The 26992-nt window shown below is 34.7% G+C and carries 20 protein-coding genes, 1 tRNA gene and 1 other annotated feature; of the genes, 6 read left to right on the top strand and 15 right to left on the bottom strand.

The window, feature by feature from the left end:
- The first annotated feature begins 77 nt into the window (after positions 1–77).
- Positions 78–363: a binding site (T-box leader), on the top strand.
- 88 nt (positions 364–451) lie between these two features.
- Complete coding sequence (locus F7O84_RS01680; RefSeq protein WP_151141133.1) at positions 452–2440, top strand: 2-isopropylmalate synthase; 1989 nt, start codon at positions 452–454, stop codon at positions 2438–2440.
- A 53-nt stretch (positions 2441–2493) separates the two neighbouring features.
- On the opposite strand, the gene F7O84_RS01675 is transcribed toward F7O84_RS01680, so the two are convergent.
- The 7 genes from F7O84_RS01675 to F7O84_RS01645 form a co-directional block, all read right to left on the bottom strand.
- On the bottom strand, positions 2494–2934 hold the full coding sequence (locus F7O84_RS01675) for a DUF3021 family protein (protein WP_192451627.1): 441 nt from the start codon (positions 2932–2934) through the stop codon (positions 2494–2496).
- 20 nt (positions 2935–2954) lie between these two features.
- Positions 2955–3392, bottom strand: coding sequence for a LytTR family DNA-binding domain-containing protein (locus F7O84_RS01670; RefSeq protein WP_151141129.1), 438 nt, complete (start codon positions 3390–3392; stop codon positions 2955–2957).
- A 53-nt stretch (positions 3393–3445) separates the two neighbouring features.
- Complete coding sequence (locus tag F7O84_RS01665; protein WP_151141127.1) at positions 3446–4360, bottom strand: ABC transporter permease; 915 nt, start codon at positions 4358–4360, stop codon at positions 3446–3448.
- 13 nt (positions 4361–4373) lie between these two features.
- Positions 4374–5312 (bottom strand): ABC transporter ATP-binding protein, encoded by a 939-nt coding sequence (locus F7O84_RS01660; protein ID WP_243140782.1) that lies wholly within the window; start codon positions 5310–5312, stop codon positions 4374–4376.
- A 166-nt stretch (positions 5313–5478) separates the two neighbouring features.
- On the bottom strand, positions 5479–6963 hold the full coding sequence (locus F7O84_RS01655; RefSeq protein ID WP_151141125.1) for a glutamate synthase subunit beta: 1485 nt from the start codon (positions 6961–6963) through the stop codon (positions 5479–5481).
- A 12-nt stretch (positions 6964–6975) separates the two neighbouring features.
- Positions 6976–11532, bottom strand: coding sequence for a glutamate synthase large subunit (gene gltB, locus F7O84_RS01650; protein WP_151141123.1), 4557 nt, complete (start codon positions 11530–11532; stop codon positions 6976–6978).
- A gap of 416 nt (positions 11533–11948) precedes the next feature.
- Complete coding sequence (locus F7O84_RS01645) at positions 11949–12833, bottom strand: CPBP family intramembrane glutamic endopeptidase (RefSeq protein ID WP_151141121.1); 885 nt, start codon at positions 12831–12833, stop codon at positions 11949–11951.
- A 215-nt stretch (positions 12834–13048) separates the two neighbouring features.
- Here F7O84_RS01645 and F7O84_RS01640 point away from each other — a divergent pair, with 215 nt between their 5' ends.
- Complete coding sequence (locus F7O84_RS01640) at positions 13049–13954, top strand: deoxyribonuclease IV (protein WP_151141119.1); 906 nt, start codon at positions 13049–13051, stop codon at positions 13952–13954.
- Between the two features lie 106 nt (positions 13955–14060).
- Here the strand turns inward: F7O84_RS01640 and carB are convergent, their stop codons facing one another.
- The 7 genes from carB to thyA all read right to left on the bottom strand — a co-directional run bounded on the left by carB (position 14061) and on the right by thyA (position 22964).
- Complete coding sequence (gene carB, locus F7O84_RS01635) at positions 14061–17261, bottom strand: carbamoyl-phosphate synthase large subunit (protein ID WP_151141117.1); 3201 nt, start codon at positions 17259–17261, stop codon at positions 14061–14063.
- The gene (locus F7O84_RS01630) at positions 17254–18333 is read right to left on the bottom strand and encodes a carbamoyl phosphate synthase small subunit (RefSeq protein ID WP_151141115.1); all 1080 of its coding nucleotides are present in this window, start codon (positions 18331–18333) and stop codon (positions 17254–17256) included. Before F7O84_RS01630 ends, carB begins: the two co-directional genes overlap by 8 nt.
- A 434-nt stretch (positions 18334–18767) precedes the next feature.
- Positions 18768–20033 (bottom strand): peptidoglycan-binding domain-containing protein, encoded by a 1266-nt coding sequence (locus F7O84_RS01625; RefSeq protein ID WP_151141113.1) that lies wholly within the window; start codon positions 20031–20033, stop codon positions 18768–18770.
- A 34-nt stretch (positions 20034–20067) separates the two neighbouring features.
- Positions 20068–20262: a hypothetical protein gene (locus F7O84_RS01620; protein WP_151141111.1), complete on the bottom strand. Its 195-nt coding sequence runs from the start codon at positions 20260–20262 to the stop codon at positions 20068–20070.
- A 164-nt stretch (positions 20263–20426) separates the two neighbouring features.
- The gene (locus tag F7O84_RS01615) at positions 20427–21497 is read right to left on the bottom strand and encodes a branched-chain amino acid aminotransferase (RefSeq protein ID WP_151141109.1); all 1071 of its coding nucleotides are present in this window, start codon (positions 21495–21497) and stop codon (positions 20427–20429) included.
- 111 nt (positions 21498–21608) lie between these two features.
- Positions 21609–22100 (bottom strand): dihydrofolate reductase, encoded by a 492-nt coding sequence (locus tag F7O84_RS01610; protein ID WP_151141107.1) that lies wholly within the window; start codon positions 22098–22100, stop codon positions 21609–21611.
- A 15-nt stretch (positions 22101–22115) separates the two neighbouring features.
- The gene (thyA, locus tag F7O84_RS01605; RefSeq protein WP_151141603.1) at positions 22116–22964 is read right to left on the bottom strand and encodes a thymidylate synthase; all 849 of its coding nucleotides are present in this window, start codon (positions 22962–22964) and stop codon (positions 22116–22118) included.
- 175 nt (positions 22965–23139) lie between these two features.
- On the opposite strand from thyA, the gene F7O84_RS01600 reads away from it, so the two are divergent.
- Both F7O84_RS01600 and F7O84_RS01595 read left to right on the top strand, forming a co-directional pair.
- The gene (locus F7O84_RS01600) at positions 23140–23898 is read left to right on the top strand and encodes an Ig-like domain-containing protein (RefSeq protein WP_151141105.1); all 759 of its coding nucleotides are present in this window, start codon (positions 23140–23142) and stop codon (positions 23896–23898) included.
- A 211-nt stretch (positions 23899–24109) separates the two neighbouring features.
- Positions 24110–24862 carry an Ig-like domain-containing protein gene (locus F7O84_RS01595; RefSeq protein WP_151141103.1) on the top strand — a complete coding sequence of 251 codons (753 nt, stop codon included), beginning with the start codon at positions 24110–24112 and terminating at the stop codon, positions 24860–24862.
- Positions 24863–24940: 78 nt separating this feature from the next.
- On the opposite strand, the gene F7O84_RS01590 is transcribed toward F7O84_RS01595, so the two are convergent.
- Positions 24941–25813, bottom strand: a complete 873-nt coding sequence (locus tag F7O84_RS01590) for an ROK family protein (protein WP_151141101.1) — start codon at positions 25811–25813, stop codon at positions 24941–24943.
- Positions 25814–26028: 215 nt separating this feature from the next.
- Between F7O84_RS01590 and F7O84_RS01585 the strand changes: the two genes are divergently transcribed.
- Positions 26029–26101, top strand: a tRNA-Gly gene (locus F7O84_RS01585).
- 119 nt (positions 26102–26220) lie between these two features.
- The gene (locus F7O84_RS01580) at positions 26221–26991 is read left to right on the top strand and encodes a prolipoprotein diacylglyceryl transferase (protein ID WP_151141099.1); all 771 of its coding nucleotides are present in this window, start codon (positions 26221–26223) and stop codon (positions 26989–26991) included.
- Position 26992 lies beyond the last annotated feature (1 nt).

Genomic DNA, 26992 nt, shown 5'->3' with positions numbered 1-26992 from the left:
AATCAAATTGATTAAATTTAGTACTAGAAGTATTGTTTCGCCTATGATATTATTATTTCAATGTAAAACTTAAATCATCAAAGGTTATGAAAAGGAGTATTACTTATTGCCTGGCTTTCAGAGAGTTACTGGTTGGTGTGAAGTAACAGACAGAATATAAGGAACTAGCCTTGGAACTGCTATTCGAACTTACAATTATTAGTTGTAAAAGTAGTGTTAGACGTAATCCTTGCGTTAAAGGGAGTCGATATAAGCCAATTGGCTGTATCGATAGAGTGCATGTGCTAATCGTGAAGGATTCATGAAATAGCCGTGAATTAGAGTGGTACCGCGAAGTCGATTATATAGTCCTTCGTCTCTATACTGAGTAATCAGTTTGAGATGAAGGACTTTTTTATTAATAGTAAACGCGGACTTGTCCACTTAATTTTATAGAAAAGAGGAAGAAAGAATGAAAAATTTTACAAAGTATGAAAAGATGTATTTTATGCCTACTAATGTGACTTATGACTGGGTAAAAAAAGACGCAATTGATAAAGCCCCAATATGGTGTAGCGTCGACCTTCGTGATGGCAATCAAGCCTTAATCGAACCAATGAGTCTTGAGGAAAAGTTGGAATTTTTTCAATTACTAGTTAAAATTGGCTTCAAAGAAATTGAAGTTGGATTTCCTGCTGCCTCTGAAACAGAATTTGAATTCGTCAGAGCATTAATTGATCGAAATATGATTCCATCTGATGTTACAATTCAAGTATTAACACAAGCAAGAGAACATATTATCAAGAAAACCTTTGAGGCTTTAAAAGGAGCGCCAAATGCAATTGTGCACGTATATAATTCTGTATCCGTTGCTCAAAGGGAACAAGTATTTAAAAAATCTAAGGAAGAAGTAAAAGAAATTGCCATTCAAGGTGCAAAATTATTAAAAAAACTTGCCATGGAAACAGAAGGTAATTTCCAATTCGAATACAGCCCTGAAAGTTTTCCGGGTGCAGAAGTCGATTATGCCCTTGAGGTGTGTAACGCTGTTTTAAATGTATGGAAACCAACCAGTAATAATAAGGCAATTATTAACATTCCAACAACAGTTGAAAATGCTATGCCTCATGTATTTGCCAGTCAAGTAGAATTCATACATAAGAATCTAGACTATAGAGAAAATGTAATTTTATCTCTTCATCCTCACAATGACAGAGGCTGCGGTATCAGTGACGCTGAATTTGGTTTGCTTGCAGGTGCAGATCGTTTGGAGGGAACATTATTTGGAAATGGTGAAAGAACAGGCAATCTTGATGTTATTACAGTTGCTATGAACATGTTTTCACATGGAGTTGATCCTAATCTTGATTTTAGTAATTTACCTGAGATTGCAGAAGTCTATGAACGTTTGACTCGTATGCATGTTTATGAAAGACAGCCTTACTCGGGCGAATTAGTATTTACTGCATTTTCAGGATCTCATCAGGATGCCATTGCAAAAGGTATGGCTTGCCACGAAGCAAAAGAAAATAATATCTGGAACGTTCCATATCTTCCAATTGATCCTAAAGATATTGGTCGCGCCTATGATTCGGATGTTATACGCTTTAACAGCCAGTCTGGCAAGGGGGGAGTGGGCTATATTCTTAAGAATAATTTTGGTATTATTATGCCAGATAAAATGAAGGAAGAAGTAAGTTACTTGGCAAAGAGTGTTTCAGATCGTGAACACAAAGAATTGACTCCTCAGTGGATTTATGAAATCTTTAAAGAAGAATACGTTGACGTACCTTCTACCTTTGCAGTTGATGAATGTCACTTTAAGCAAAAAAATGGTATTCAAACCGAGCTTACTGTATTTCATAAAGGTAAAAAAGTTATCATAAATGGAATGGGAAATGGGCGTTTGGATGCTGTAAGCAATGCCTTAAAAGAGTATTTTGGTTTTGAATATGATTTAGTTGATTACTCCGAGCATTCTTTGACGCGTGGTTCTTCCTCCAAGGCTATTGCATATGTTGGTATTGTTGAAAATAATAAGACATATTGGGGTGTTGGAATTGATGATGATATAATTAAAGCTTCAATTCAAGCTTTGATTACTGCAATTAACAGACTTGGAGAATTAAACGGGAATAATGGATTACAAGATGAACGTGCAAAAGAAATGCATGCATACATCAAAGAACATTACAACGATATCACATTGACGTCAATGGCAGAGCACTTTCATTTAACAGAACCTTATTTATCAAAATACATTAAGGAAAAGTTAGGCAATACCTTTGGTAATTTAGTGAAAGAATGCCGTCTCAATAAAGCATGTCATATTTTAAAAACTAGCAATATGTTGGTAGAGGATATTTCGAATATGGTAGGATATGAAAACCCAGAACATTTTATCCGCGTATTTAAAACACAGATAGGTTTGACGCCAATTCAATATCGAAAAAATAAATAATACTTTTATAGTTCAAAGGATAGGGTAACAAGATTCCCTATCCTTTTATCGTTCTATTCTTTTTTATAATATTCTTTCAACTTTTCATTAAGCTGTTCTGCAAGTTCTTTATCACGTAAAAAATTGGTAAACCAAATAAGAATAAAAATAAAAAGTATCATAATAAAAATGGAAACCATCATATCGATTCGATCTAAATAAAACCATTCATAAATCAATCCAAATCCAATTACAATACAATTGATATACAAATAATGTACGATGATTCGAATCAAAAATCGTTTCTTTAAACTTTTCTCATCCAACTCTTTATGATTATCAAAATAAAGAACGTTTCCTAAACTACACAACAAAGATACCGATAAAATTTGCCACAGAATATCCACCGTGAGTTGGGTATTTTGCCAAAATACCTTTATATAAATTGCCGTTCCAATTATTACACAAGTAGTAATATAAGAAAACGTGTTTATTATTGATTTTATCTTTCCCAAACACAACACTCCTTTCTATCTTATATTCCAAAGCGTTGCTTTAGATCCGCTACATATTGTCTGGAAATAATAACCCGCTCCTTATTTTTCAAAACAGCTTCAAAGCGTCCGTTAAAAATCGGATTGATACTTTTTACCTTTGATAAATTAATTATACTAGACTTAGATGCACGAAAAAAATCTGTTTCACCATATTCTTTTTCTATTTCATATAGGCGAAGCTTTGTTTCATAAACTTCTTTTTCACAGTAACAATAGACTCTGTTATCAACCGCTTCAAAATAATAGACATGATTTAGTTCAATCATAGTTATTTCTCCATTTTGAGTACCTACAATTTTCTTTTTATCAGTCTTTAACTGATAGATTAGCTTCAAAAGAGATTCGTCTAATTCTTTACATCGAATGAGAATCGTGTCTTCTTCATCTGGTTCTCTCTCTTCAATAATTATCTTCACCCTCTTCTTCCTTTCTAACGCCCTTTCATAAATGTGCTTTTTTGCTTACAAGTTTAACGATTCTTTATTTCCCTTCTCTTTAATAAAATACTCGCTACAATGAGTGCCAAAACACTACATACAATTAAAAAGACAAATTGAGAGCCACTTGATATAATTCGATCCTTTACCTCTACAGTGATTCCCATATACCTTTGATACTCTTTACTCACTTCCTCTGGTAATCCAAGGAAGGTATTTTCTAGCGCTATTTGGGTACTTATTTGTCTCGTTAGAGAGATTCCATGTAGAATCGGTAAGCACTTTAACACGTTTTGTACCGATTCTGGTAACATTCCCATCGGCAAGTAGATTGCCCCTACAAATCCTACCAAAGTCCCAATTAAACTTCCCAATGTTGACCATGCACTTACACTATGTACAAATATAGCAATTAGGAATAACAAGCTGGAGTATACAAATACATTGACGATAATTAGAACCAGTAATTGTACTACTTGTTGTACCGTAAATACAGTTGAATCTGTTAAAAATAAATACGCTTGGCTAATTGCTAACGTAATCATACAAATTAGACTCGCCATTATAATCGATGCACTCACATAGCCTAGTGCTAATCTACTTCGTTTGATTGGCGCCACATAAAAGCTCTCGATTCGGTTTTTCGCTTCATCTTCTACAATCATTCCAATCATCGTAAGACTAACCGTAAGTGAATTTACCACAAGCAATCCTGCGATGGTCCATACCTGAATTAAGTTTGTTGCATTCGCTAAATCAAGAGCCTTATCTCTTTGACCGCCATATTTTTCTAAGATGTAAACTACCTCATCACGATTCATATTTCCTAAGAATAAGACCATAAGTCCGATGACAATTAGCATTGATAGCAAAGAAAAAAATACTGATGTTTTATCTCTTATATAAATTAAAATATTTCTCTTTATGATATAATACAAACCAATCATTCAATTCCCCCCCTTATTTTTCTTCCCTATTCGTATGGTTTTTTCCAGTCACATTTAAGAATACATCATCCATCGACCCTTGAATTACTTCAAAACCATCAATTAATGGTCTTACTTTATTTATAATAGGAAGTGAATCCATTGTATTTGAAAGAAAAATATCAATCCATTCCTCTTTTACCACATAGTGTTGATTATTTTTATGTAGTTCTTTTTCTAATTCTTCTTTTTGTTTTGTAAATAATCTTAAATGATCCTTTACAAACTGCTCTTTTAAGGAAAACGGTGTTCCGTATTGCTTTATCTTACCTTCATCAATGATTGCAATATGGTTTGCTTTTGCCGCTTCTTCCATATAATGAGTCGTTAAAAACACGGTCATATTTTTCTCACTTCTTAACTTCTCAATGATTTTCCATACGTTTTTTCTGGTAGCAGGATCAAGCCCTGTTGTTGGCTCATCCAAAAATAATATTTCAGGTTCATGCATTAACGCTCTTGCAATTTCGCATCTACGTTTTTGTCCCCCTGACAATTTAGCAAACGGGCGGTTTAGTATCTCATCTAACGATAAAAATGAGCTAACCCTCAACAGATTGTCCTTTAGTTTCTTATAATTATTTTCATATAACGAACCCCTTACTAATAAATTTTCTTTTACCGTAAGTTCACCATCCAGACAATTATTTTGATAAACAACACCAATACTCTTTCTTATCTTATCATTTTCTTTTCCTAACGTATATCCGCAAATGTTTGCTCCTCCTGCAGTAGGTGCAAACAAGGTACATAACATATTAATTGTAGTCGATTTTCCAGCTCCATTTACCCCTAAAAACCCAAATAGCTCACCTTTTTGTACCGAAAAACTGATATCATCAACTGCCTTAACCTCACTAAAATGCTTCGATATATGTTTTACCTCAATTATGGTATCTGCCACATGCTCCACCTCTATACCTCCTTTGTTTCCTTATCAAATTCTTTTACATTATATATGTAGTAAACTTATATTACAAGAATCGAATCACTAAGTTACAAGATATGTTAGGTAAGTTACCTAATTTTTACTATAAGAAAGCTCCTATCAACACTTCTGATAGGAGCCTTCTTATCTTTTACAAATTCGTATATCCCATTAAATCACAATCAACTTCACGTGCAACTTCTCTTCCTTCTCTGATTGCCCATACAACCAAGGACTGTCCTCTATGCATATCTCCAGCGGTGAACACATTCTCCACGTTTGTTTTGTATTTACCCGCTTGCGTCGCTACATTACTTCTTTCGTTTAGTTCAACTCCGAACGCTTTTGTTACATAATCTTGACACCCAAGAAATCCTGCTGCAATTAGTACCAAATCAACGTCTATTGTCTGTTCACTTCCTTCTACCTCAACCATATTCATTCGACCAGTTGATGCATCTTTTTGCCAATCAAGGGTAACAATCTTTGCTTGGCATACATTACCTTCTTTATTTGCAACGAACTCTTTTACTGTTGTTTGATAGACTCTTGGATCTTTTCCAAATACTGCAATTGCTTCTTCCTGACCATAGTCTGTTTTACAAACTTTTGGCCACTGTGGCCAAGGATTGTCTTCTGCCCTGGTATCTGGTAATTTTGGCATCATTTCAAGCTGAATCACATTTGCCGCTCCATGACGTATAGAAGTACCTACACAATCATTTCCAGTATCTCCACCACCAATTACGAGTACCTTTTTATCTTTGGCTGATATATAATTTCCATCCGTCAAATCAGAATCCAATAAGCTTTTTGTCGTAGCCTTTAAGAAATCTACTGCAAAATAAATACCTTTTGCATCACGACCAGGCACTAAAATATCTCTAGGATTAGAAGCCCCACAAGCCAATACAACACGGTCAAAGTCTTTTAATATCTTATTTGCCTTATAATTTCCACCTACATCAGCATTGGTAACAAATTCGATACCTTCTTCTTCCATAATGGAAATTTTACGCTCTATAATATGTTTTTCCAATTTCATATTCGGAATTCCATACATGAGGAGTCCACCGATGCGGTCACTTCGTTCAAATACAGTAACCAGATGACCTCGTTTGTTTAATTGATCAGCCGCCGCAAGACCTGCAGGCCCTGAACCAATTACTGCAACTTTTTTCCCTGTTCTTACTTTTGGAGGATTTGCTTTTACATATCCTTCTTGATATGCATTTTCAATAATTAAATACTCATTTTCTTTGATTGAAACAGAATCTGCATTCAACCCACAAGTACATGCCGCTTCACAAGGAGCAGGGCAAACTCTAGCTGTAAATTCTGGAAAATTATTTGTTTTTGCTAAACGATTGTATGCTTGATTCAAATTATCCGTATAAACCAAATCATTCCATTCTGGTATTAAATTATTGATTGGACATCCTGTTGTCATACCCATTAAGTTGATTCCTGACTGGCAAAACGGAACACCACACTCCATACATCTAGCACCTTGAAGTCTTTGTTTTTCCTTGGATAGAGGAATATGGAATTCGTTAAAATTCTTAATTCTTACCTTAGGCTTTACTGTTTCGCTTGTTTCTCTTTTATAGTCCATAAATCCTGTTGGCTTTCCCATTGTTCTCTCCTCCTACTTCCTAGTATTTGCATAAAAAGCTTCAATTTGTGCTTGTTCACTGCTAAGGCCTTTTTCTTCCATCTGAACAATCGTCATCAACATACGATTGTAATCATGTGGAATAATTTTCTTAAACTTTGGTAAGTAAGTTCCAAAATTATCTAGAATTAACTTTCCTTTTTCAGAATTTGTATAAGCAACATGTTCCTTAATCATATCTTTTAATTCTAACACATCGTATTTTGATGTGATTTCCTCAATGGAAACCATTGCTTTATTTAACTTAGTATACAAATCACTGTCTTCATCTAATACATAAGCAATACCGCCACTCATACCAGCTGCAAAGTTTTTACCAGTTTTACCAAGAACGACTACACGTCCTCCTGTCATATACTCGCAACCATGATCACCCACACCTTCTACTACTGCATGTGCTCCTGAGTTACGAACGCAGAAACGTTCTCCTGCAACACCATTGATATACGCTTTGCCACTGGTTGCACCATATAATGCAACGTTACCAATAATGATATTTTCATCTGGTTTGAATTTGATTCCTCTAGGCGGATATACAATTAATTTACCACCTGATAGTCCTTTTCCAAAATAGTCATTACTATCACCTGTTAGTTCTAAGGTAAGTCCGTTTGGAATAAACGCACCAAAACTTTGGCCTCCAGCACCATGACATTTAATCGTATAGGTATCATCCTCAAGTGTATCGTGGTATAACTTTGTTATCTCTGAACCAAATATGGTTCCAAAAGAACGATCTGTATTTTTAACATCAATTTCAATGCTTCTTTTTTGTTTATTTACCAACGCAGGTTTTAATTTCTTAAGAAGAACCTTTTCATCTAATGTTTTTTCCAATTCAAAATCAAATACCTGTTTTGGATCAAAGGTTACTTTTTCGCCTTTCTCAGCAAATGGATTGTTAAGAATCTTTGATAAATCAACTTTTCTTGCTCTTTCATTTGTTACTTTATCATTTACTTTTAGTAAATCCGTTCTACCTACTAATTCATCTACCGTACGAATGCCAAGCTTTGCCATGTACTCTCTTAATTCCTGTGCCACAAACTGCATAAAATGAATGACATATTCTGGCTTTCCTTTAAAACGTTTTCTAAGCTCAGGATTTTGAGTTGCTACGCCGACTGGGCACGTATCTAAGTTACAAACCCTCATCATAACACAGCCCATTGTTACAAGAGGAGCCGTTGCAAATCCAAATTCTTCTGCACCAAGTAAAGCTGCTATGGCAACGTCACGTCCACTCATTAATTTACCATCTGTTTCAATGGTAACTTTATTACGAAGTCCGTTATATAGTAACGTCTGATGTGTTTCTGCCAATCCAAGCTCCCATGGAAGTCCTGCATTATGAATAGAACTTGCAGGTGCCGCTCCTGTTCCGCCATCATATCCAGAAATTAAAATAACCTGTGCTCCCGCTTTTGCTACACCTGCCGCAATGGTTCCTACACCTGCCTCCGATACTAACTTAACGGATATTCTTGCATCGGTATTGGCGTTTTTACAGTCATAAATCAACTGCGCCAAATCCTCGATGGAATAAATATCATGATGAGGCGGTGGTGAAATTAAGCCTACACCAGGTGTTGAATGTCTGGTTTTTGCAACCCAAGGATACACCTTAGCAGACGGTAAGTGTCCACCTTCTCCTGGTTTTGCTCCCTGTGCCATTTTAATTTGAATTTCTTTTGCACTTACTAAATATTTTGAAGTAACACCAAAACGTCCTGATGCTACCTGCTTAATTGCAGAGCATTTGTTTAAGCCGTCCATTCCAATGCTTAGTCTTTCTAGACTCTCTCCACCTTCACCACTGTTTGATTTACCTTGAAGTTTATTCATGGCAATCGCCAATGTTTCATGTGCCTCCTGTGAAATAGAACCGTATGACATAGCTCCTGTTTTAAATCTCTTAACAATAGAAGCAACACTTTCAACTTCCTCGATTGGAATACCACTTTCTGGATAATTAAAATCAATCAGTCCTCTTAAGTTAGCAGGATGAGTCTCTTTATTAATCATTGCTGTATATTCTTTAAATAGATTGTAATCTCCTCGTCTTGTAGCCTCTTGCAGATAATGAATCGTCTGCGGATTATATTGGTGTTCTTCACCTTGACTTCTTAACTTATGATAACCAATACTATCCAAAGTCAAATCAACTTCCAAACCTAATGGATCAAACGCCTTGGAATGTCTATCGTCAATGTCTTGTTCAATATCTTGTAACGTAATTCCACCGATACGGCTTACTGTATCTGTAAAATATTTTTCTACGACTTCACTACTGATACCGATTGCTTCAAATATCTGTGAGCCTTGATAGGATTGTATCGTTGATATACCCATTTTAGAAGCAATTTTAATGATTCCATGTAATACCGCCTGATTATAATCATCAACTGCTGCATAATAATCTTTATCAAGCATTTTATTTTCAATCATTTGTTTAATGGTTTCTTGTGCCAAATATGGATTGATTGCACATGCACCATATCCTAGTAAAGTAGCAAAATGGTGTACTTCTCTTGGTTCACCGCTTTCTAAAATCATTGCTACAGAGGTTCTTTTCTTTGTCTTTACTAAATGCTGTTGGAGTGCTGAAACCGCCAATAAGGAAGGGATTGCAACATGATTTTCATCCACACCACGATCTGATAAGATTAAGATGTTAGCACCTTCTCTATGTGCTCTATCCACTTCAACAAAAAGATGCTCGATTGCTCTTTCCAACTTTGTATTTTTATAATAAGTAATCGGAATTACTTCTACTTTCATTCCTTCCACTTTCATACTTTTAATTTTCAAGAGATCTGTATTGGTAAGAATTGGATTGTTTACCTCTAGCACATGACAATTCGTTGCTTTTTCTTCTAGTAAGTTACCATCCTCACCTACATAAACGGTAGTAGACGTTACAATCTCTTCACGAATCGCATCGATTGGAGGATTGGTAACCTGCGCAAATAACTGTTTAAAATAGTTAAATAGCGGTTGATGCTTCGTAGATAGTACTGGTATTGGGCTATCGATACCCATAGCTGCAATGGCTTCCCCTGCATTTTTTGCCATTGGCATAATGGAATTTTTAAATTCTTCATAAGTATAACCAAATGCCTTTTGCAATCTAGAACGTTCTTCCTTTGTAAATTCTGGAACTCTCTGATTTGGAATTTTTAATGATTTTAAAGAAATCAAATTACGATCCAACCATTCACCATAAGGCTGTTTACTCGCATAATAATTTTTTAAATCATCATCATCGATTACAATTCCTTTTATGGTATCAACTAAAAGCATTTTACCTGGACGAAGTCTTTCCTTTACAACAATCTTGGTTGGATCTATATCTAACACACCAACTTCTGAAGAAAGAATCAAATAATCATCCTCTGTAATAAAATATCTGGATGGTCTTAATCCATTACGATCAAGAACGGCTCCCATAATATCTCCGTCTGAAAACAAGATTGAGGCTGGACCATCCCATGGCTCCATCATCGTTGCATAGTACTGATAAAAATCCTTCTTTTTCTGCGTCATGTTTTTATTATTCGCCCATGGTTCAGGAATGGTTATCGTAACTGCTAATGGTAATTCCATTCCGCTCATTACTAAAAATTCCAACGCGTTATCAAGCATTGCAGAGTCAGATCCACTACGATTAATGACTGGGAGTACTTTGTGTAATTCACCTTTTAAGTAACCCGTTTCCATTGTTTCTTCACGGGCAGTCATCTTATCTACATTGCCAATAATCGTGTTGATTTCTCCATTATGTACAATAAAACGATTCGGATGTGCTCTTTCCCAACTTGGATTCGTATTGGTACTAAAACGGGAATGAACTGTAGCAATTGCCGATTCGTAATCTTTGCTTTGCAAATCTTCAAAAAATAAACGAAGCTGTCCAACTAAAAACATTCCTTTATATACGATGGTACGACTCGATAATGAAACTACATATGTATTGTCATTGCTTTGCTCAAAAATGCGTCGCACAATATAAAGTCTACGATCAAAGTCAAGTCCTTGTGCAATGGTTCTTGGTCTTTTTACAAAGCCTTGCATAATACAAGGCATACATTCAAGTGCCTTATGTCCTAATATTTCTTGTTGAATTGGTACTTCTCTCCAACCTAAAAATTCTAGTCCTTCTTTTTTTACAATAATCTCGAACATTTTCTTAGCCTGGTTTCTCTTTAACTCATCTTGTGGGAAGAAAAACATACCAACCCCATAGTCTCTTTCCTCACCTAATGTGATTCCAAGATTTTTTACAGCTTTTGAAAAAAACTTGTGGGATATCTGTAATAAGATACCTACACCATCACCCGTTTTACCTTCTGCGTCTTTTCCTGCTCTATGCTCTAAATTCTCTACAATTTTTAAAGCATTCTCAACAGTTTCATGAGTTTTTAGTCCTTTAATATTAACAACTGCTCCAATACCACAATTATCATGTTCAAATCTTGAATCATACAATCCAGTATCTTGGCATTTCGGACATACTTTTTGATTATCCATTGTCATACCTCATCTCTTCTTCCAAATATAAACAGCTGATTTTAGTTACATTTTTTGTTCGTTTTAATATACTACATTTTTTTCAACTTGTAAATAAATTTTTTTCGTTAATTGTCAGATAATTTGATAATATAGTATTTTCAATAAATTAGTCCGACTATATGGAATAAATATATTTTATTTTTTCCTTAAAACAAACAAATATTATGAAGTAACTCTAAAACGACTATCTATTTTTTTGTTCTAACTACAAAAAAATAGAGCGTCTGCTTGCAGACGCTCTAAAACTGGTGACAAATGCTCAGAGAGGTTTTATGAACCTTGCTACTATATAAACAATGAGGTATACATTAGCGCATACCTCATCACAAAGATTTCGTTCTATATCAAGCAGAACGATTCATGCTTTGAAACTTTTAATTAATATCATTTATATTTACGATTCGATCCACAGTTTTTACGTCTGGTCTACGAACTAATTTATGAATTAGAACAAGAGACACAATACACAATACAATTACGATTACCGTACTAGTATAAAAGGCTATATCACTTGTATAAAAAACATCAAAAATTCCTATTTCTTTTGAAAGAATTGAAGTTAAGTTTGCTATCACGTGTGCTAAAATAGGTGCAAAAATACTCTTATATCTATCATAAATAAATACAAATAACATACCAACTACAAAAGCATACACGCCTTGCACCATATTACCATGATAGGCCCCAAAAAACACACTTGAGATAAGCATAGCAGGTATTTTTCCAGCATAACGATTCAATCGATTAAACACCAAACCTCGAAATAGTAATTCTTCTATGACTGGAGCTAAAATAACAGCCGCTAACACCTGTATTAGAATGTTACCTCCAAAAATCGCTTGCTCAAATTGTTTGTATCCAGGAAAGATTTCATCCAACCTTATAATTGTAAGCAATTGATTCGCTCCAACGCACGCTGTTATTGCAGACAATACGATAAGTCCATATGACAATACACTTATTTTCTCATATTCAATATATTCTTTTTTTCGATCATTTTGAAACAGCAACCATGCAATTGGAATGGTAATTGCTGCTGCAATAGCAGTTAACATCATGGAATTTTTATACAAAATCAACGTAAGTTCTTCTTGAAAAGCAACCATATCAAATGTATTTTGACTTACTATCATATCCATATTCATAAGCAGAGCAGTAATCAGCAAAAAGACGAAACTAATCACATTACTTATGATAAAATAAATTCCTACAGGATAAATTACTCTCCAAATCTTTATAAAAACATTTTCTTTCTTCATTTCATTCCTCCATTTACTTATTTAAAGAAAACTCTTTTATTATTTTAACATACTAAGGCAAGAAAAGGAAATTCTTCTTCGTTTGGTACATGCTTTATTTTAATTTATAATTAAATCAAATCTGGTAATTATAAAGAATAACATGTATAATCTACTCATTACAGTCAACTTTCATGTTGAGCTTACAAATAATAAATGCAGGAAAGGAAAATCATATGTTAAAAATTGGTTCACACGTAAGTATGAGTGGCAAAGAAATGTTTCTTGCTTCTGCAAAAGAAGCAGTTTCTTATGATGCAAATACTTTTATGATATATACTGGCGCTCCACAAAATACCAGAAGAAAAGAGATTTCTGATTTAAATATTGAAGCAGCAAAAAAATTTATGAAATTGCAAGACCTAACAGATTTTGTTGTTCATTCACCCTATATTATCAATCTGGCAAATAGTGTGAAGCCAGATATTTTTGAATTAGCAGTGCGCTTTCTAATTCTTGAAATGGAACGTAGTGTTGCTCTTGGAAGTAATCTTTTAATCTTACACCCTGGTTCACACGTTGGAGAAGGAATTGATAAGGGAATCAAGCAAGTAATAAAAGGGTTAAATGAAGTATTTTCTAATAATTCAGAGTGCCTCATTGCCTTAGAGACCATGTCTGGAAAGGGTTCTGAACTTGGATGCACCTTTGAAGAATTAGCACGAATTTATGATGGTGTCACACATCCTGAGCGTCTTCGTGTCTGCTTTGACACTTGTCATGTTCATGATGCGGGATATGATATTATTCATGATTTTGATGGTGTTATGGAACAATTTGATCATTTTATCGGGAAAGATCAAATTGCTGTATTTCATATCAACGATAGCAAAAATACAATGGGTGCAAAAAAAGACCGCCATGAAAACATTGGTTTTGGTCAAATCGGTTTTGATGCTTTACTATCCATTGTACATCATAAAGACTTCGTTGAAATACCAAAAATCTTAGAAACACCATATATTCCTCATCCCGAAAATTCAAAGAAGTCTTATCCTCCTTATAAATTCGAAATAGAAATGCTTCGAACAAAGACTTTTCGTCCAAATATGAAAGAAGAAATTATTGCCGCTTATCAATAAAATTAATACTTTACACTAAAAATTGCTATTTATAATATAGTACCAAACAGTACTATTATAAATAGCAATTTTGTTGTATTTTGGCAATACCAAACTATAAATTTAATTAAATTGTGGCAATATCAATTAATGTTAATTCTTGATCATTGGCATGTTCTAAGCTTGTTAAAAGAGCATTGGCAGTATCAAGAGAAGTCAGACAATGTACGCCTGTTTCAATTGCATTTCTTCGTATTAAGAATCCATCGTTACTCTTTGCAGCTCCTTGAGATGGAGTATCGATTACAAGGTCAATCTTATGCTCTAATATCAAATCAAGAAGATTTGGTGATTCTTGCTCTATCTTATTGATTTTGATTGCACGAATACCGTTTTCATTTAAGATTTGGCACGTACTTCTTGTTGCAAATATTTTATAACCTAATGCTTCAAAACGACGTCCCACTTCAATTGCTTCAATCTTATCGGAGTCTTTTACCGTAAGAATAATTTGCTTATGCTTTGGCAGTATAATTCCAGCTCCAATAAACGCTTTGTATAAAGCTTCGTGGAAGGTTTTTGCGATGCCTAGCACTTCACCTGTAGATTTCATTTCTGGTCCAAGACTGATTTCCGCTCCTCTAATTTTTTCAAAAGAAAATACCGGCATTTTGATTGCAAAATACTCTGCTTCTGGCTGTAATCCCGACTGATAGCCTAAACTTTTGATTGTATTACCAACAATTACTTTTGTTGCAAGCTTAACAATTGGAATTCCCGTTACTTTGCTAATATAAGGAACCGTACGGCTAGAACGTGGATTCACTTCGATTACATAAACTTCATCATTGCTTACAATAAACTGTATATTAATCAGACCACGTACATGTAATGATTTTGCTAAACGTCTTGTATATTCCTCGATTACTTTTTTAATCTTAGGACTTAGACTCTGTGCTGGGTATACAGAAATACTATCTCCTGAGTGAATACCAGCTCTTTCAATATGCTCCATGATACCTGGAATAATAATGTCTTCTCCATCACAAACCGCATCTACTTCAATTTCCTTACCAACCAAATATTTGTCTACCAAAACTGGATGTTCTTGAACGGTACGATTAACGATTGCCATGAATTCCTTGATATCCTCGTCGTTAATTGCAATCTGCATTCCCTGCCCGCCTAATACATAGGAAGGTCGAATTAACACTGGGTATCCAAGTTCATGAGCCGCCTTAAGTGCTTCATCAATTGTAAATACCGTCTTTCCTGCTGGTCTTGGAATATGGCATTCTTCTAGTATTTTATCAAACAATTCTCTGTCTTCTGCAGCATCTACGTCCTCTGCTGATGTTCCAAGGATTGGTACTCCCATTTTCATAAGAGCTTCTGTTAATTTAATGGCTGTCTGCCCACCAAACTGAACCACTGCACCGTCTGGTTTTTCCAAGCGAACAATATTTTCTACATCTTCTGGTGTTAGAGGCTCAAAGTATAATTTATCCGCAATGTCAAAGTCTGTACTTACCGTCTCTGGGTTATTATTTACAATGATTGTTTCATAACCTTCCTCTTTAAACGCCCAGGTACAATGAACGGAACAAAAGTCAAACTCAATTCCTTGGCCAATTCGAATTGGTCCAGAGCCAAGTACCAGTACCTTTTTCTTCTTTTCCTTATCTTCTGCCACTTCGTTTTCGCTTCCAAATACCGAATAATAATAAGGTGTGCTCGCTTCAAATTCTGCTGCACAGGTATCAACCATTTTAAATGCGGCTTCAATGTTGTTTGTGTATCTCATTTCTTTGATTTTTGCAGCTTCAATTCCTGTTAACTTGGCAATTACGGTATCAGGAAACTCTAAGCGTTTTGCTTCTTTTAAGGTTTCAACCGTAAGTTCTTCTTGTTGAAGCTTTTGCTCCATTTCAACAAGAATGGCTATTTTATCAATGAACCAGTTATCAAACTTTGTAATCTCATGTATTTGTTCATAGCTAAATCCACGTCTAATCGCTTCTGCAATGACAAAAATTCTTCTATCGTCAACAACTGCTAGCATCTCTTCAATTTTATCATTTGATAACTCTTTATATTCGTCTATGATTAGGCTATCTACATGCTGTTCGAGTGAACGAATCGCTTTCATTAGCGCACCTTCAAAGTTATTACAAATACTCATAACTTCTCCAGTTGCCTTCATCTGCGTCGTTAACGTTCTCTTTGCATGAATGAACTTGTCAAATGGAAGTCTTGGGATTTTAACAACACAATAATCAAGCGTAGGCTCAAAGCTTGCATATGTTTTTCCTGTAATCGCATTCTTAATCTCATCGAGCGTATAGCCCAGTGCTATTTTTGCAGCAACCTTAGCAATTGGATATCCAGTTGCCTTGGATGCAAGCGCAGAGGAACGACTTACACGAGGGTTAACCTCGATAACACAGTATTCAAAAGTATCTGGATGAAGAGCGTATTGTACATTACAACCTCCAGTAATCTTTAATTCATTGATAATATTAAGTGCGGATGTACGAAGCATCTGATATTCTTTATCACCTAATGTTTGAGAAGGTGCTACAACAATACTGTCGCCCGTATGAACGCCTACAGGATCAATATTTTCCATATTACAAACCGTAATGCAATTGCCCATACTATCGCGCATTACTTCGTATTCGATTTCCTTCCAGCCAGAGATACAGCGCTCCACTAAAACCTGTCCTACACGGCTTAAACGAAGACCATTGGACAAAATATCTACCAATTCTTCTTCGTTATGAGCGATTCCTCCACCGCTTCCACCTAGAGTATAGGCTGGACGAAGTACAATCGGGTATCCAATTGTATTCGTAAAAGCAATTCCATCTTCTACATTATTTACAACCATAGAAGCGGCACAAGGCTCTCCAATCTTTTCCATGGTATCTTTAAACTCTTCTCTATCTTCTGCTTTTTTTATAGTTTCTGGAGTTGTTCCTATTAGTTTTACGTTATGCTTTTGTAAAAAACCTGACTCAGCAAGTTCCATAGCGAGATTAAGAGCTGCTTGTCCTCCAAGCGTTGGAAGTACACTATCTGGCTTTTCCTTTAAAATAATACTTTCCACTACCTCTACTGTTAATGGTTCAATATAAACCATATCTGCAATGTCTTTATCCGTCATGATAGTAGCAGGATTTGAATTTACTAATATTACACTAACGCCTTCTTCTCTCAAAGAACGACATGCCTGCGTCCCGGCATAATCAAATTCTGCCGCCTGACCGATGATAATTGGTCCTGAACCGATTACTAGTACTTTCTTAATTTCTAGATTCTTAGGCATCTTTCTTTCCCTCCATCATCTTTATAAACTTATCAAACAAAAACGAAGAATCCTGTGGACCAGGGCATGCTTCTGGATGAAACTGTACTGTAAAAATATTTTTATTAATATAATCAAGCCCTTCTACTGTCTCGTCATTTACATTGATAAAACTTACATTTGCCACACCTTCTGGCATCTTATCTACATCTACTACATATCCATGATTTTGTGACGAAATATAAACTCTTCCAGTACTTAAGTCTTTCACTGGATGATTCCCACCTCTATGTCCATATTTCATTTTATGTGTGTCGCCGCCTGTTGCAAGAGCCATGAGCTGATGTCCTAAACAGATTGCAAAAATTGGAATATCTGTGTGATATAATTCTTTGATTTCATTTATGATACTTTCACAGTCCTTAGGATCCCCTGGTCCATTAGAAAGCATAATACCGTCTGGATTTGCTTTGATAATTTCAGAGGCTTTCGTAAGTGCAGGATATACTGTAACTTCACATCCTCTGCTATTTAAAGATTTGGCAATATTATTTTTCGCCCCTAAATCAAGTAAGGCTATTTTTTTACCTTTACCAGGTAATATATATGTTTCTTCACAACTAACCTTTTCAACTACTTTTCCAGTTTTATATTCTTTTAATTTTTTTACTATGCTATCGATGTCATAGTTTTCATTGGTGGTAATGCAGCCATTCATCGTACCCTTTTCACGAAGAATTTTAGTAAGGGCTCTTGTATCTATCCCTGCAATCCCTGGAATATCTTGTTCCATCAAGAAATTTTGGATACTATCTTCACTTCTAAAATTACTTGGTAATCTGGATAGCTCTCTAACAATATATCCATCTGGCCAAGCCTTTTTGGACTCCATATCCTCACGACAAATTCCATAATTTCCAATCAAAGGATACGTCATAACCACTGCTTGTCCTGCGTAGGATGGGTCTGTTAACACTTCTAAATATCCTGTCATAGATGTGTTGAAAACAATCTCACTAATTACCTCTTTTGTAGCCCCAATAGACTGTCCCTCAAACACGGTTTTGTCTTCTAGTATTAGAAAAGCTTTCATTTATGCCACCTTATTCCTTTCTTTTTGCGAGCATATTTATACATTTTACTGCATATTATGCATTTATACAAAAAAAAAATACCGTATTACTTTACGCATTTCTTTTTTATATTTACGCTGTTTATACTATTACTTTCTTATGGCAAACCAATGCAATTACGCTATGATTCACTGATAATGCAAGGGATTACACCTTAGTAGCGTTATCACTGATTAAATAACGCCAATTCTTGATTTTGCTGAACTTTTCTAGTTTGCAAAAGCTCAAATTTTTAAAAGTTTAACACATTAAGAAACATTTTTCAACCTTTTTTTGAAAATATTTATATTTTATTTTAGTACGCTTTGTAAAAAAGTATTTTCTCTACAAAACGCACTAAAAGAATCCTTATATTATTTGTTTTTGCCAGTTTTAGAATGCAATTTTATACCATTTATACTAGTTCTGCAATTCTTGAAACACCTACATAGATTTCAGATATCTTATACCAGGTTGGATAATCTACAACGCCATTGGCTGGAAGATCAAATACTGACTGGAAGGTCTTAACTGCCGCCTCTGTTCCTGGTCCAAAAATTCCATCCACCGCTACTTTGGGAATCGCTGGGTAATTATTAGATATGGTATTGAGCTGCTCTTGCATTTGTCTGACACTTTCACCACTGGAGCCTACTTGTAGATTAGATCCTGGCCAAGAAGCTGGAACACCTGATACTTCTTCTGCATTGTTAATAAACATATTATCACCATAATAATAGCGTAGTATCTCAATCGGGGTATATCCTTGGTCACCTAATGTCTTAGATCCCCATTGCGAAAGCCATCTAGGACACGTAACACGATTTCCGTCACAATATTGAGTTAGAATCGGCTGTTTAACATTTGGCCTTGATAAGTAGCTGGTAAACAAACTGTCTACTATGGTTGATATTTCCGTAAATATGTTTCTTCCATACATCCATTTATGATCGAAGGCGGTGGAAGAAGTTATTGTAAAATTAAAACCTTTGTTTCGATACCATTCGGTAAAAACACGATTTAATGTAAAAGACATAATTGCCAAAACATTTGCCTGAATAGTGGCGGTTGGCCATGTTGCATAGATTTCACTACTAGCAACATTTTTAATGTAATCCTTATATCTTACGTAGTAATTTTGAGCTGTCGTATCAGTCGGTACTCCGTCATGAACTACAATAAATTCGGGGACTACAACTCTACTTAATACAATCTCTCCGCTTTCACTAACTGGTTTGATTTCTGCCTCTGCAATTTTGGGCGGATATTCTGCATATAGAGTATGTGCTGGAATTACCACATTATCTTCAACCATATTCGGTTCCAATGGCTTTAATTTAATTTCTTGCACTGCATGCACAGCTGGAAGAATTTGTGAACCAGATACTACAATCGGTTCAAACCCTTCTGCCTCTACCTGTAGTGTATATTCTGAATACGGCTGAACCTCTGATGGAGCAAGGCTATATTCAAGCGGAGGAGTTCCTAATGTAATTGTTTCACTTTGACCCGATTCATTTGTTGTTAGCTCTTCGATTGTATCACCCGGTCCGCCCGTATAGGATATCTTAATGCGCGCATCTCTAATTGGTCTTAAACTGTTCTGGGTCGTTACATCAACTCGTAATGTTCCTTGATCCACAGCGTTATCTTGTGCAATTTTTAAAGATTTCGAAAGCATGGTTTCTCCATTGTCAAGATGATATTTAGTACTATTATATGTAACCTTGCTGATTTTGATAATACTCAATTTCAGTTTTATTCACAGCGCTCATTTTTTCTGACTGTTCATTTAACTTAATGGCATAAATAACACCTGTAATAATAACTGCAAAAATCGCAATCACTAGAATTAATACATTTACCTTGTTCTTTGGATTTTCAACTTCTCCAAATTCATTTTTTTTCATAATAACACCTCTAACCTACTAAAACAATTTTTCACATCTCTAGAAGTTTAGCATAGATTTGTGAAAAATATTTTAAAAGCAAACTAGGATTCTATTACGAATTCTTTAAGATTAAAAAAGTTCGTAATAGAAAGGTAATAAACCCCTATTACGAACTTTTTAATCTATTCTACTTCTTCAATCCAGTTTAGTGAATCTTTAATTTTACCAAGTTGAATACCCGTTACAGTATCATATAATTTCTGACTTAATTCTCCGATACCGCCATCATTAATCTGCATGATATGATCTTTCCATCTAAGTTGTCCTACTGGTGAAATTACTGCTGCCGTTCCAGTTCCCCATACTTCTTCTAGTGTACCTTTTTGGGCTGCTTCATAGATTTCGTCAATCGAAATTTTTCGCTCTTCTACTGGTAATCCCCAGTTCTTACAAAGAGCAATACAAGAATCTCTTGTAACACCTGGCAAGATGCTTCCATTTAACATTGGGGTTACAACAGTTCCATCTATTTTAAAGAATATATTCATTGCTCCAACTTCTTCAATGTACTTACGCTCCACTCCATCTAACCAAAGTACTTGTGAATACCCTGCGTCGTGAGCCTTAACCTGAGATGCGAGGCTTGCTACATAATTGCCACCTGTTTTTGCCTCTCCAATTCCGCCCTTCACCGCTCTTACATATTCGTCTTCAATCCAAATTTTAACAGGGTTTAGCCCTTCTGGATAATATGGACCAACTGGTGATAAAATAATAATAAATTTATAAGTATCCGATGGCCTTACTCCAAGATAAGGATCTGTTGCAATCACAAACGGTCTAATATAAAGAGAGGTTCCTGGTTTTGTTGGAATCCAGCCTTTATCAGCAGCAACAACGGCTTTAATAGCCTGCAAAAAATCCTCTTTCGGAATCTGTGGTATGCAAATTCTTTTATTTGTGTTATTGGCTCTTTCAATATTTTTGTCAGGGCGAAACAATAGTATCTTGCCATCCTCTGCTTTATATGCCTTTAACCCTTCAAACATTTCCTGCCCATAATGAAATACCATTGCAGATGGATCAAGTGTAAGAGGTGCATATTCAGTTACCCTTGCATTATGCCAGCCTTTTTTCGTTTCATAATCCATAATGAACATATGGTCAGTAAATATTGTTCCAAATGCCAATGGATTATTTTCATCTGGAATTGGCTTCGGATTTTTTGTTTTTTCAAATTTGATATCCAACATGATGTTACTTCCTTCCGTTATCTAAACTGTAAAGCCACTAAATTAAGCTTTTTCCAAAAATATATATTTAATTATTATACTTTTTCTTTATGATGTCAATCATTGTTTCAATTATCTTTTTCTTTCATATTTCACAAATCTATATTCCAAATCAAAATATGTTAGTTCTTCACTTTCCGCTGTGATTTCCCATTCTTTATCTTCATCTAAATTAGGAAAATATGCATCTGCCTCATATGCATGTTCAATCTTTGTCACGTGCGCTACGTCACAGTAAGGAAGAAGCTCTTTATAAATACTTCCCCCTCCAATGATATAGACATCTTTTGTATTGTACTGTTCTAATTGTACAAGTAGCTCTTCAATTGAATGCACTACAATTGCATCCTTTACTTTATATTCTTTATTTGTCGATAATATTATATTCGTTCGATTTTTTAAAGGAAGCTTGTTGGGAAAGGTCTCCAAAGTCTTTCTTCCTAGTACAACTACTTTTCCTGTTGTTTCTTCTCGAAACATTTTATGGTCATTTGGAATGCGAACCAAGAGCTCTTGCTTGTTCCCGATTGCCCAATTCTTATCCACTGCTACAATTAAGTTCATTGTTTTGCTCCTTTCTTACACTGCAATTGGTATGTTTTTTACTTGTGGACCTGTTATATAGTGATCCAATCTAACATCCTCCACTGTAAAATCATAAAAGTTTTTGATTTCTGGATTGAGCCAAAAGCTTGGTGCCTCATAAACTGGACGTGAAATCAACTCCTTAATAATTGGTATATGTCTGTCATATATATGTGCATCTGCAATAACATGTAAAAGTTCTCCTACCTGCATGTCACATACCTGCGCAAGCATATGTAACAAAACCGCATATTGGCATACATTCCAATTGTTTGCAGCTAAAACATCTTGCGATCTTTGATGCAAAACAGCATTTAGTTTTAGTTTATCACTTCCTGCTTCTTTTGTGGTATTAAAAGTAACACTATAGGCACATGGATATAAATTCATTTCATGTAAATCTTCATGAACATAAATGTTAGTCATAATCCTCCTACTATATGGATTATTTTTCAAATCATAAATCACGCGGTCAACCTGATCCATTAACCCTTCTTTATAGCGATGCTTTACCCCAAGCTGATAACCATATGCCTTACCTATTGAACCATTCTCATCTGCCCAACTATCCCATATATGACTATTTAATTCATTTATATTGTTTGATTTTTTCTGCCAAATCCAAAGCATCTCATCGGTACAACTTTTAATCGCCGTTTTTCTTAAGGTCAATGCTGGAAATTCTTTTGATAAATCGTAACGATTTACTACTCCAAACCTTTTAATGGTATAAGCACTTGTTCCGTCCTCCCATTTTGGACGAACCTTTTCCCCTTCGGTACTAACACCGTTTTCCAATATATCTTTACACATATTTATAAATAAATAATCTGCATGACTCACAACAACGATACCTCCTTTTTCAAATACATCTTTTTCATTATAATTCACCTGTTTTAAAATGTCTAGCGATTAACTTTTATACTCCCTTTGAAATTAGCTTCAAGGTTGTTATTTTTAACAATTTATGGTAGGCTTTTTATTATCAATTATAATTTTAAAAAAGGGGATTTGAGTTATGATTAAAATTTCAATGAAAAAACTAATCACTGCCATGGCATTAAGTTTATCAATTGCCATAGCCATACCATCTACGTTACCTTTAACAAGCGTAAATAACATTGTTACTGTTGAAGCTGCATCTGCAAAGCTTAATAAAAAATCAGCTACCCTGCTTGCAGGCCAAACATTAAAGTTAAGTGTATCAAACAAAGGAAAAAAATCTGTAAAATGGAGTACTAGTAATCCAAAAGTAGCAACGGTTAAAAATGGTTCAATTACTGCCACGGGAAAAGGAAAGGCTACCATTACAGCAACCGTTGGTAATAAGAAATTAAAATGTAAGATCACTGTAAAAAGCAATAATTTTTCTCTGAATATAAAACTACTTTCTAACTATTTCAAACAAGGAAAAGTATATTTTGTTCCATCCAGTGTGTATTACAAAAACGGCAAACTTTACTGTAAGACATCTGTTATCAATTATACGGGATCAACCATTAAATTTTTTGGAGATCAAAGAGGAAATACACCAAAAAAATTAAAAACAACCCTAAAGGCCTATCAGCTTGCCTCTCTTTTTAATCCAAAATTGACTACAGTTACATTAGCTCAGGGGAAAGTAAAAGCTGACTTCCCAACTAATATTAAAAATAAAAAAACAAAAACGTTTACCATTGAGTTTTCGGGTAATCAAATCAAGAAAAAAGGATACGATTTATCCACTTTCGACCTACACGATATCGAATTTGATACAAAAATATTTTATTTTCAATAATAATGAAACACAAAAAAGCCGTAGAACAAAATTCTATGGCTTTTTCTATCTCTTTATGACATATTAATTCTATTTTATAAATTCGTAAGCTTTTACAATATAAAATCGTAAGCTTTTCTATTATAAAAGTACTATTGTCCCATCTGGAATATTATGGTAGACTAATCAAAGGGACTATGTCTCAATTAATTTTAAAAAAGGGGATTGAGTTATGATTAAATTTTCACTCAAAAAAGTGGCTACTGCTTTCGCTCTTAGTATGACCTTAGCATTAACCGTACCAGCAGTTTTACCTCTAGCAACATCTACTAATGTAGTTACCGTTGAAGCTGCAAGTGCAAAGCTTAGCAAGAATTCAGCTACTTTACTAACTGGCCAAACCTTGAAACTTACTGTTTCAAACAAAGGAAAGAATAAGGTTAAATGGTCAACAAGTAAGAGTAAAGTTGCAACTGTTAAAGATGGCAAGGTTACAGCTGTCGGAAAAGGTACCGCTACAATAAGTGCAAAGGTTGGAAAGAAAACTTTAAAATGTAAGGTTTCTGTTATCGCTAATGAACTTAAAGGTGAAAGAGTACAAATTAAAGATGTAAAAAATGGAATTACAGATTTTTACCCATATAGCGTTTATTACAAGAATGGAAAATTATATTGTAAAGCTGACTTTGTAAATAAGTCAAGTAACAAAAAGAAAATAACTAAAATTACTAATCTTAAAAAGAAAGACCAGTTAAAAATGTCTCTAACTGCTCGAGTGTATACTTCACCTGTTGCATATAATGATATACCACTTGCTGAAGGTACAATTAAAAAGGGACTTCCAACAAATATTTCTTATAACAACAAAAAATCTGTAACCATTGAATTCTCAGGTAAACAAATCAAGAAAAAAGGATTTGATTTAACCAAAGCTGACAGTGTTTTATTAAAGACAGATAGTTTTTATTACTGGTTTAAAAGATAATTAAGAAGCGATCTACATATGATACATTATCTATGTAGATCGCTTTATTATAAGTAATTCTAATATTCTTTATATATGTTATCCTTGCAATGCGAGTTTTGCAAGCTGAATACATCCCATAATACCTTGATCGTCATTAAGACTTGCTGGTACAATGTATTGATCAAGATCTTTTATTTCTTTTGTATTGATGTAACCATTCATCAATTCCTTCACTTCTTTTCGAATTAATGGAAACAATTGCTTCTGATGCATAACACCTCCCCCCAAGATAATCCTTCTTGGTGCAAGTGTTAAGATATAATTAACGAGTGCTTGTGCAATGTAGTAAGCTTCTATTTCCCATACCTTATCGACATCTTTCAATTCCACTGCCTTTTTCCCCCATCTTTTTTCAATGGCTGGACCTGCTGCTAAACCTTCAAGACATGTCCCATGATAAGGACAGTTACCTGCAAACGAATCCTGTGGATGTTGTCTTAATAAAATATGCCCTGCTTCTGGATGTAGCATACCATGCAATAATTGTCCATTCACGGCCGCCCCAACTCCTACGCCTGTTCCTATTGTAATATAAACAACATTATCTAATCCTTTTGAGCTGCCAAAAGTAATTTCACCAAGACATGAACCATTTACATCTGTGTCTAGTCCAATCGGAACGTTTAATTCCTTCTCTAAATTGCCAAGTAAATCATAATATTTCCATGCCGTCTTAGGTGTATCTAAAATGTGGCCATACATATCTGAATCTTTATTGACATCAACAGGCCCAAAGGAACCAACTCCCAATGATACAATTTCCTTATCTTTAAAATAATCTATTATAAATGGTATTGTCTCTTCGGGTGTTTTTGTAGGGATTGATATCTGTTCTAATATTGTACCATCTTCCTTACCTAACGCACACACCATTTTCGTTCCACCTGCTTCTAACGCACCAAAAATCATTTTCTTACCTCCATACCTCTTAATTCTTTTGTTATTTTCTTGTCAAATCTGATTCTTATTTTAACTAGTAACACTAAAAATATCAAGCAGAATCTCGAATGTTTTTATTTTTTATACATACTAAAAAGAGATACAAAAGATTTCTATTTTTTTCTTGACAATATTAATAGCTTATAGTATATTAATTCATGTACCGAATTTATAAATATAATCGTGCGATAGTAGTACAGTTGGTAGTACGCCACCTTGCCAAGGTGGAGGTCGCGAGTTCGAGTCTCGTCTGTCGCTCTTCTTAAGACTTTATGTTAAGCATAGAGTCTTATTTGTTATAATCACCCTTAGAAAAATATAATCGATTAAGTTACTTTTGATTTTCTGTAGCAAATCGGTTTGAAAGGATTACACATATGTATAATGATTTATTAAAAATAGGTCCCATTACAATACATGGTTATGGTTTGTTTATTGGACTCGGTTTTATTGCAGCTCTTTTGATTTCTGACTATCGTGCAAAGAAAAGGGGATATGATACGGATTTTATTTTTAATTTAGCTTTTATTTGCATTATTTTTGGTTTATTAGGTGCAAAGCTTCTATATTTTATAACGGAATGGAAAGCTATTTTAGAAGATCCCACCTATATATTTAAGATTATGGATGGTTTTGTCGTGTATGGAGGTATCATTGGAGGAATCATTGCTGCTTACTTATATTGTAGATATAAGAAAAAAGACTTTTTAACGTATTTTGATTTACTTATGCCTGCTGTTGCTATTGCGCAAGGTTTTGGACGAATTGGATGTTTTTTAGCAGGTTGTTGCTATGGTTTGGAAACGGATTCTCCTTTTAGTATTGTTTTTCGTAATTCGTTATACGCTCCTAATCATGTACATCTGGTACCAACACAATTAATCTCTAGTTTGGGTGATTTTGCAATTGGTATTGTACTTATTTTATTTGCTAGGTCAAAACCAAAATCTGGTATTGTTGCAAGCGGTTATCTGATTTTATATGGAATTGGGCGATTTGTTATAGAATTTTATAGAGGAGATTTAATTCGTGGAAATGTTGGCGTATTATCAACCTCTCAATTTATCTCTATTTTCATTGTATTAGCAGGTTTGGTTATGGGATTTATTTGCAGTAAACGTCAAAGCAATGTTATAGATGAAAACTAAA

Origin of the sequence: Candidatus Galacturonatibacter soehngenii (genome assembly GCF_008830185.1) — a bacterium.
GTDB classification, from domain to species: domain Bacteria; phylum Bacillota; class Clostridia; order Lachnospirales; family Lachnospiraceae; genus Lachnotalea; species Lachnotalea soehngenii.
This window is presented reverse-complemented; position numbering and strand designations above follow the sequence as displayed.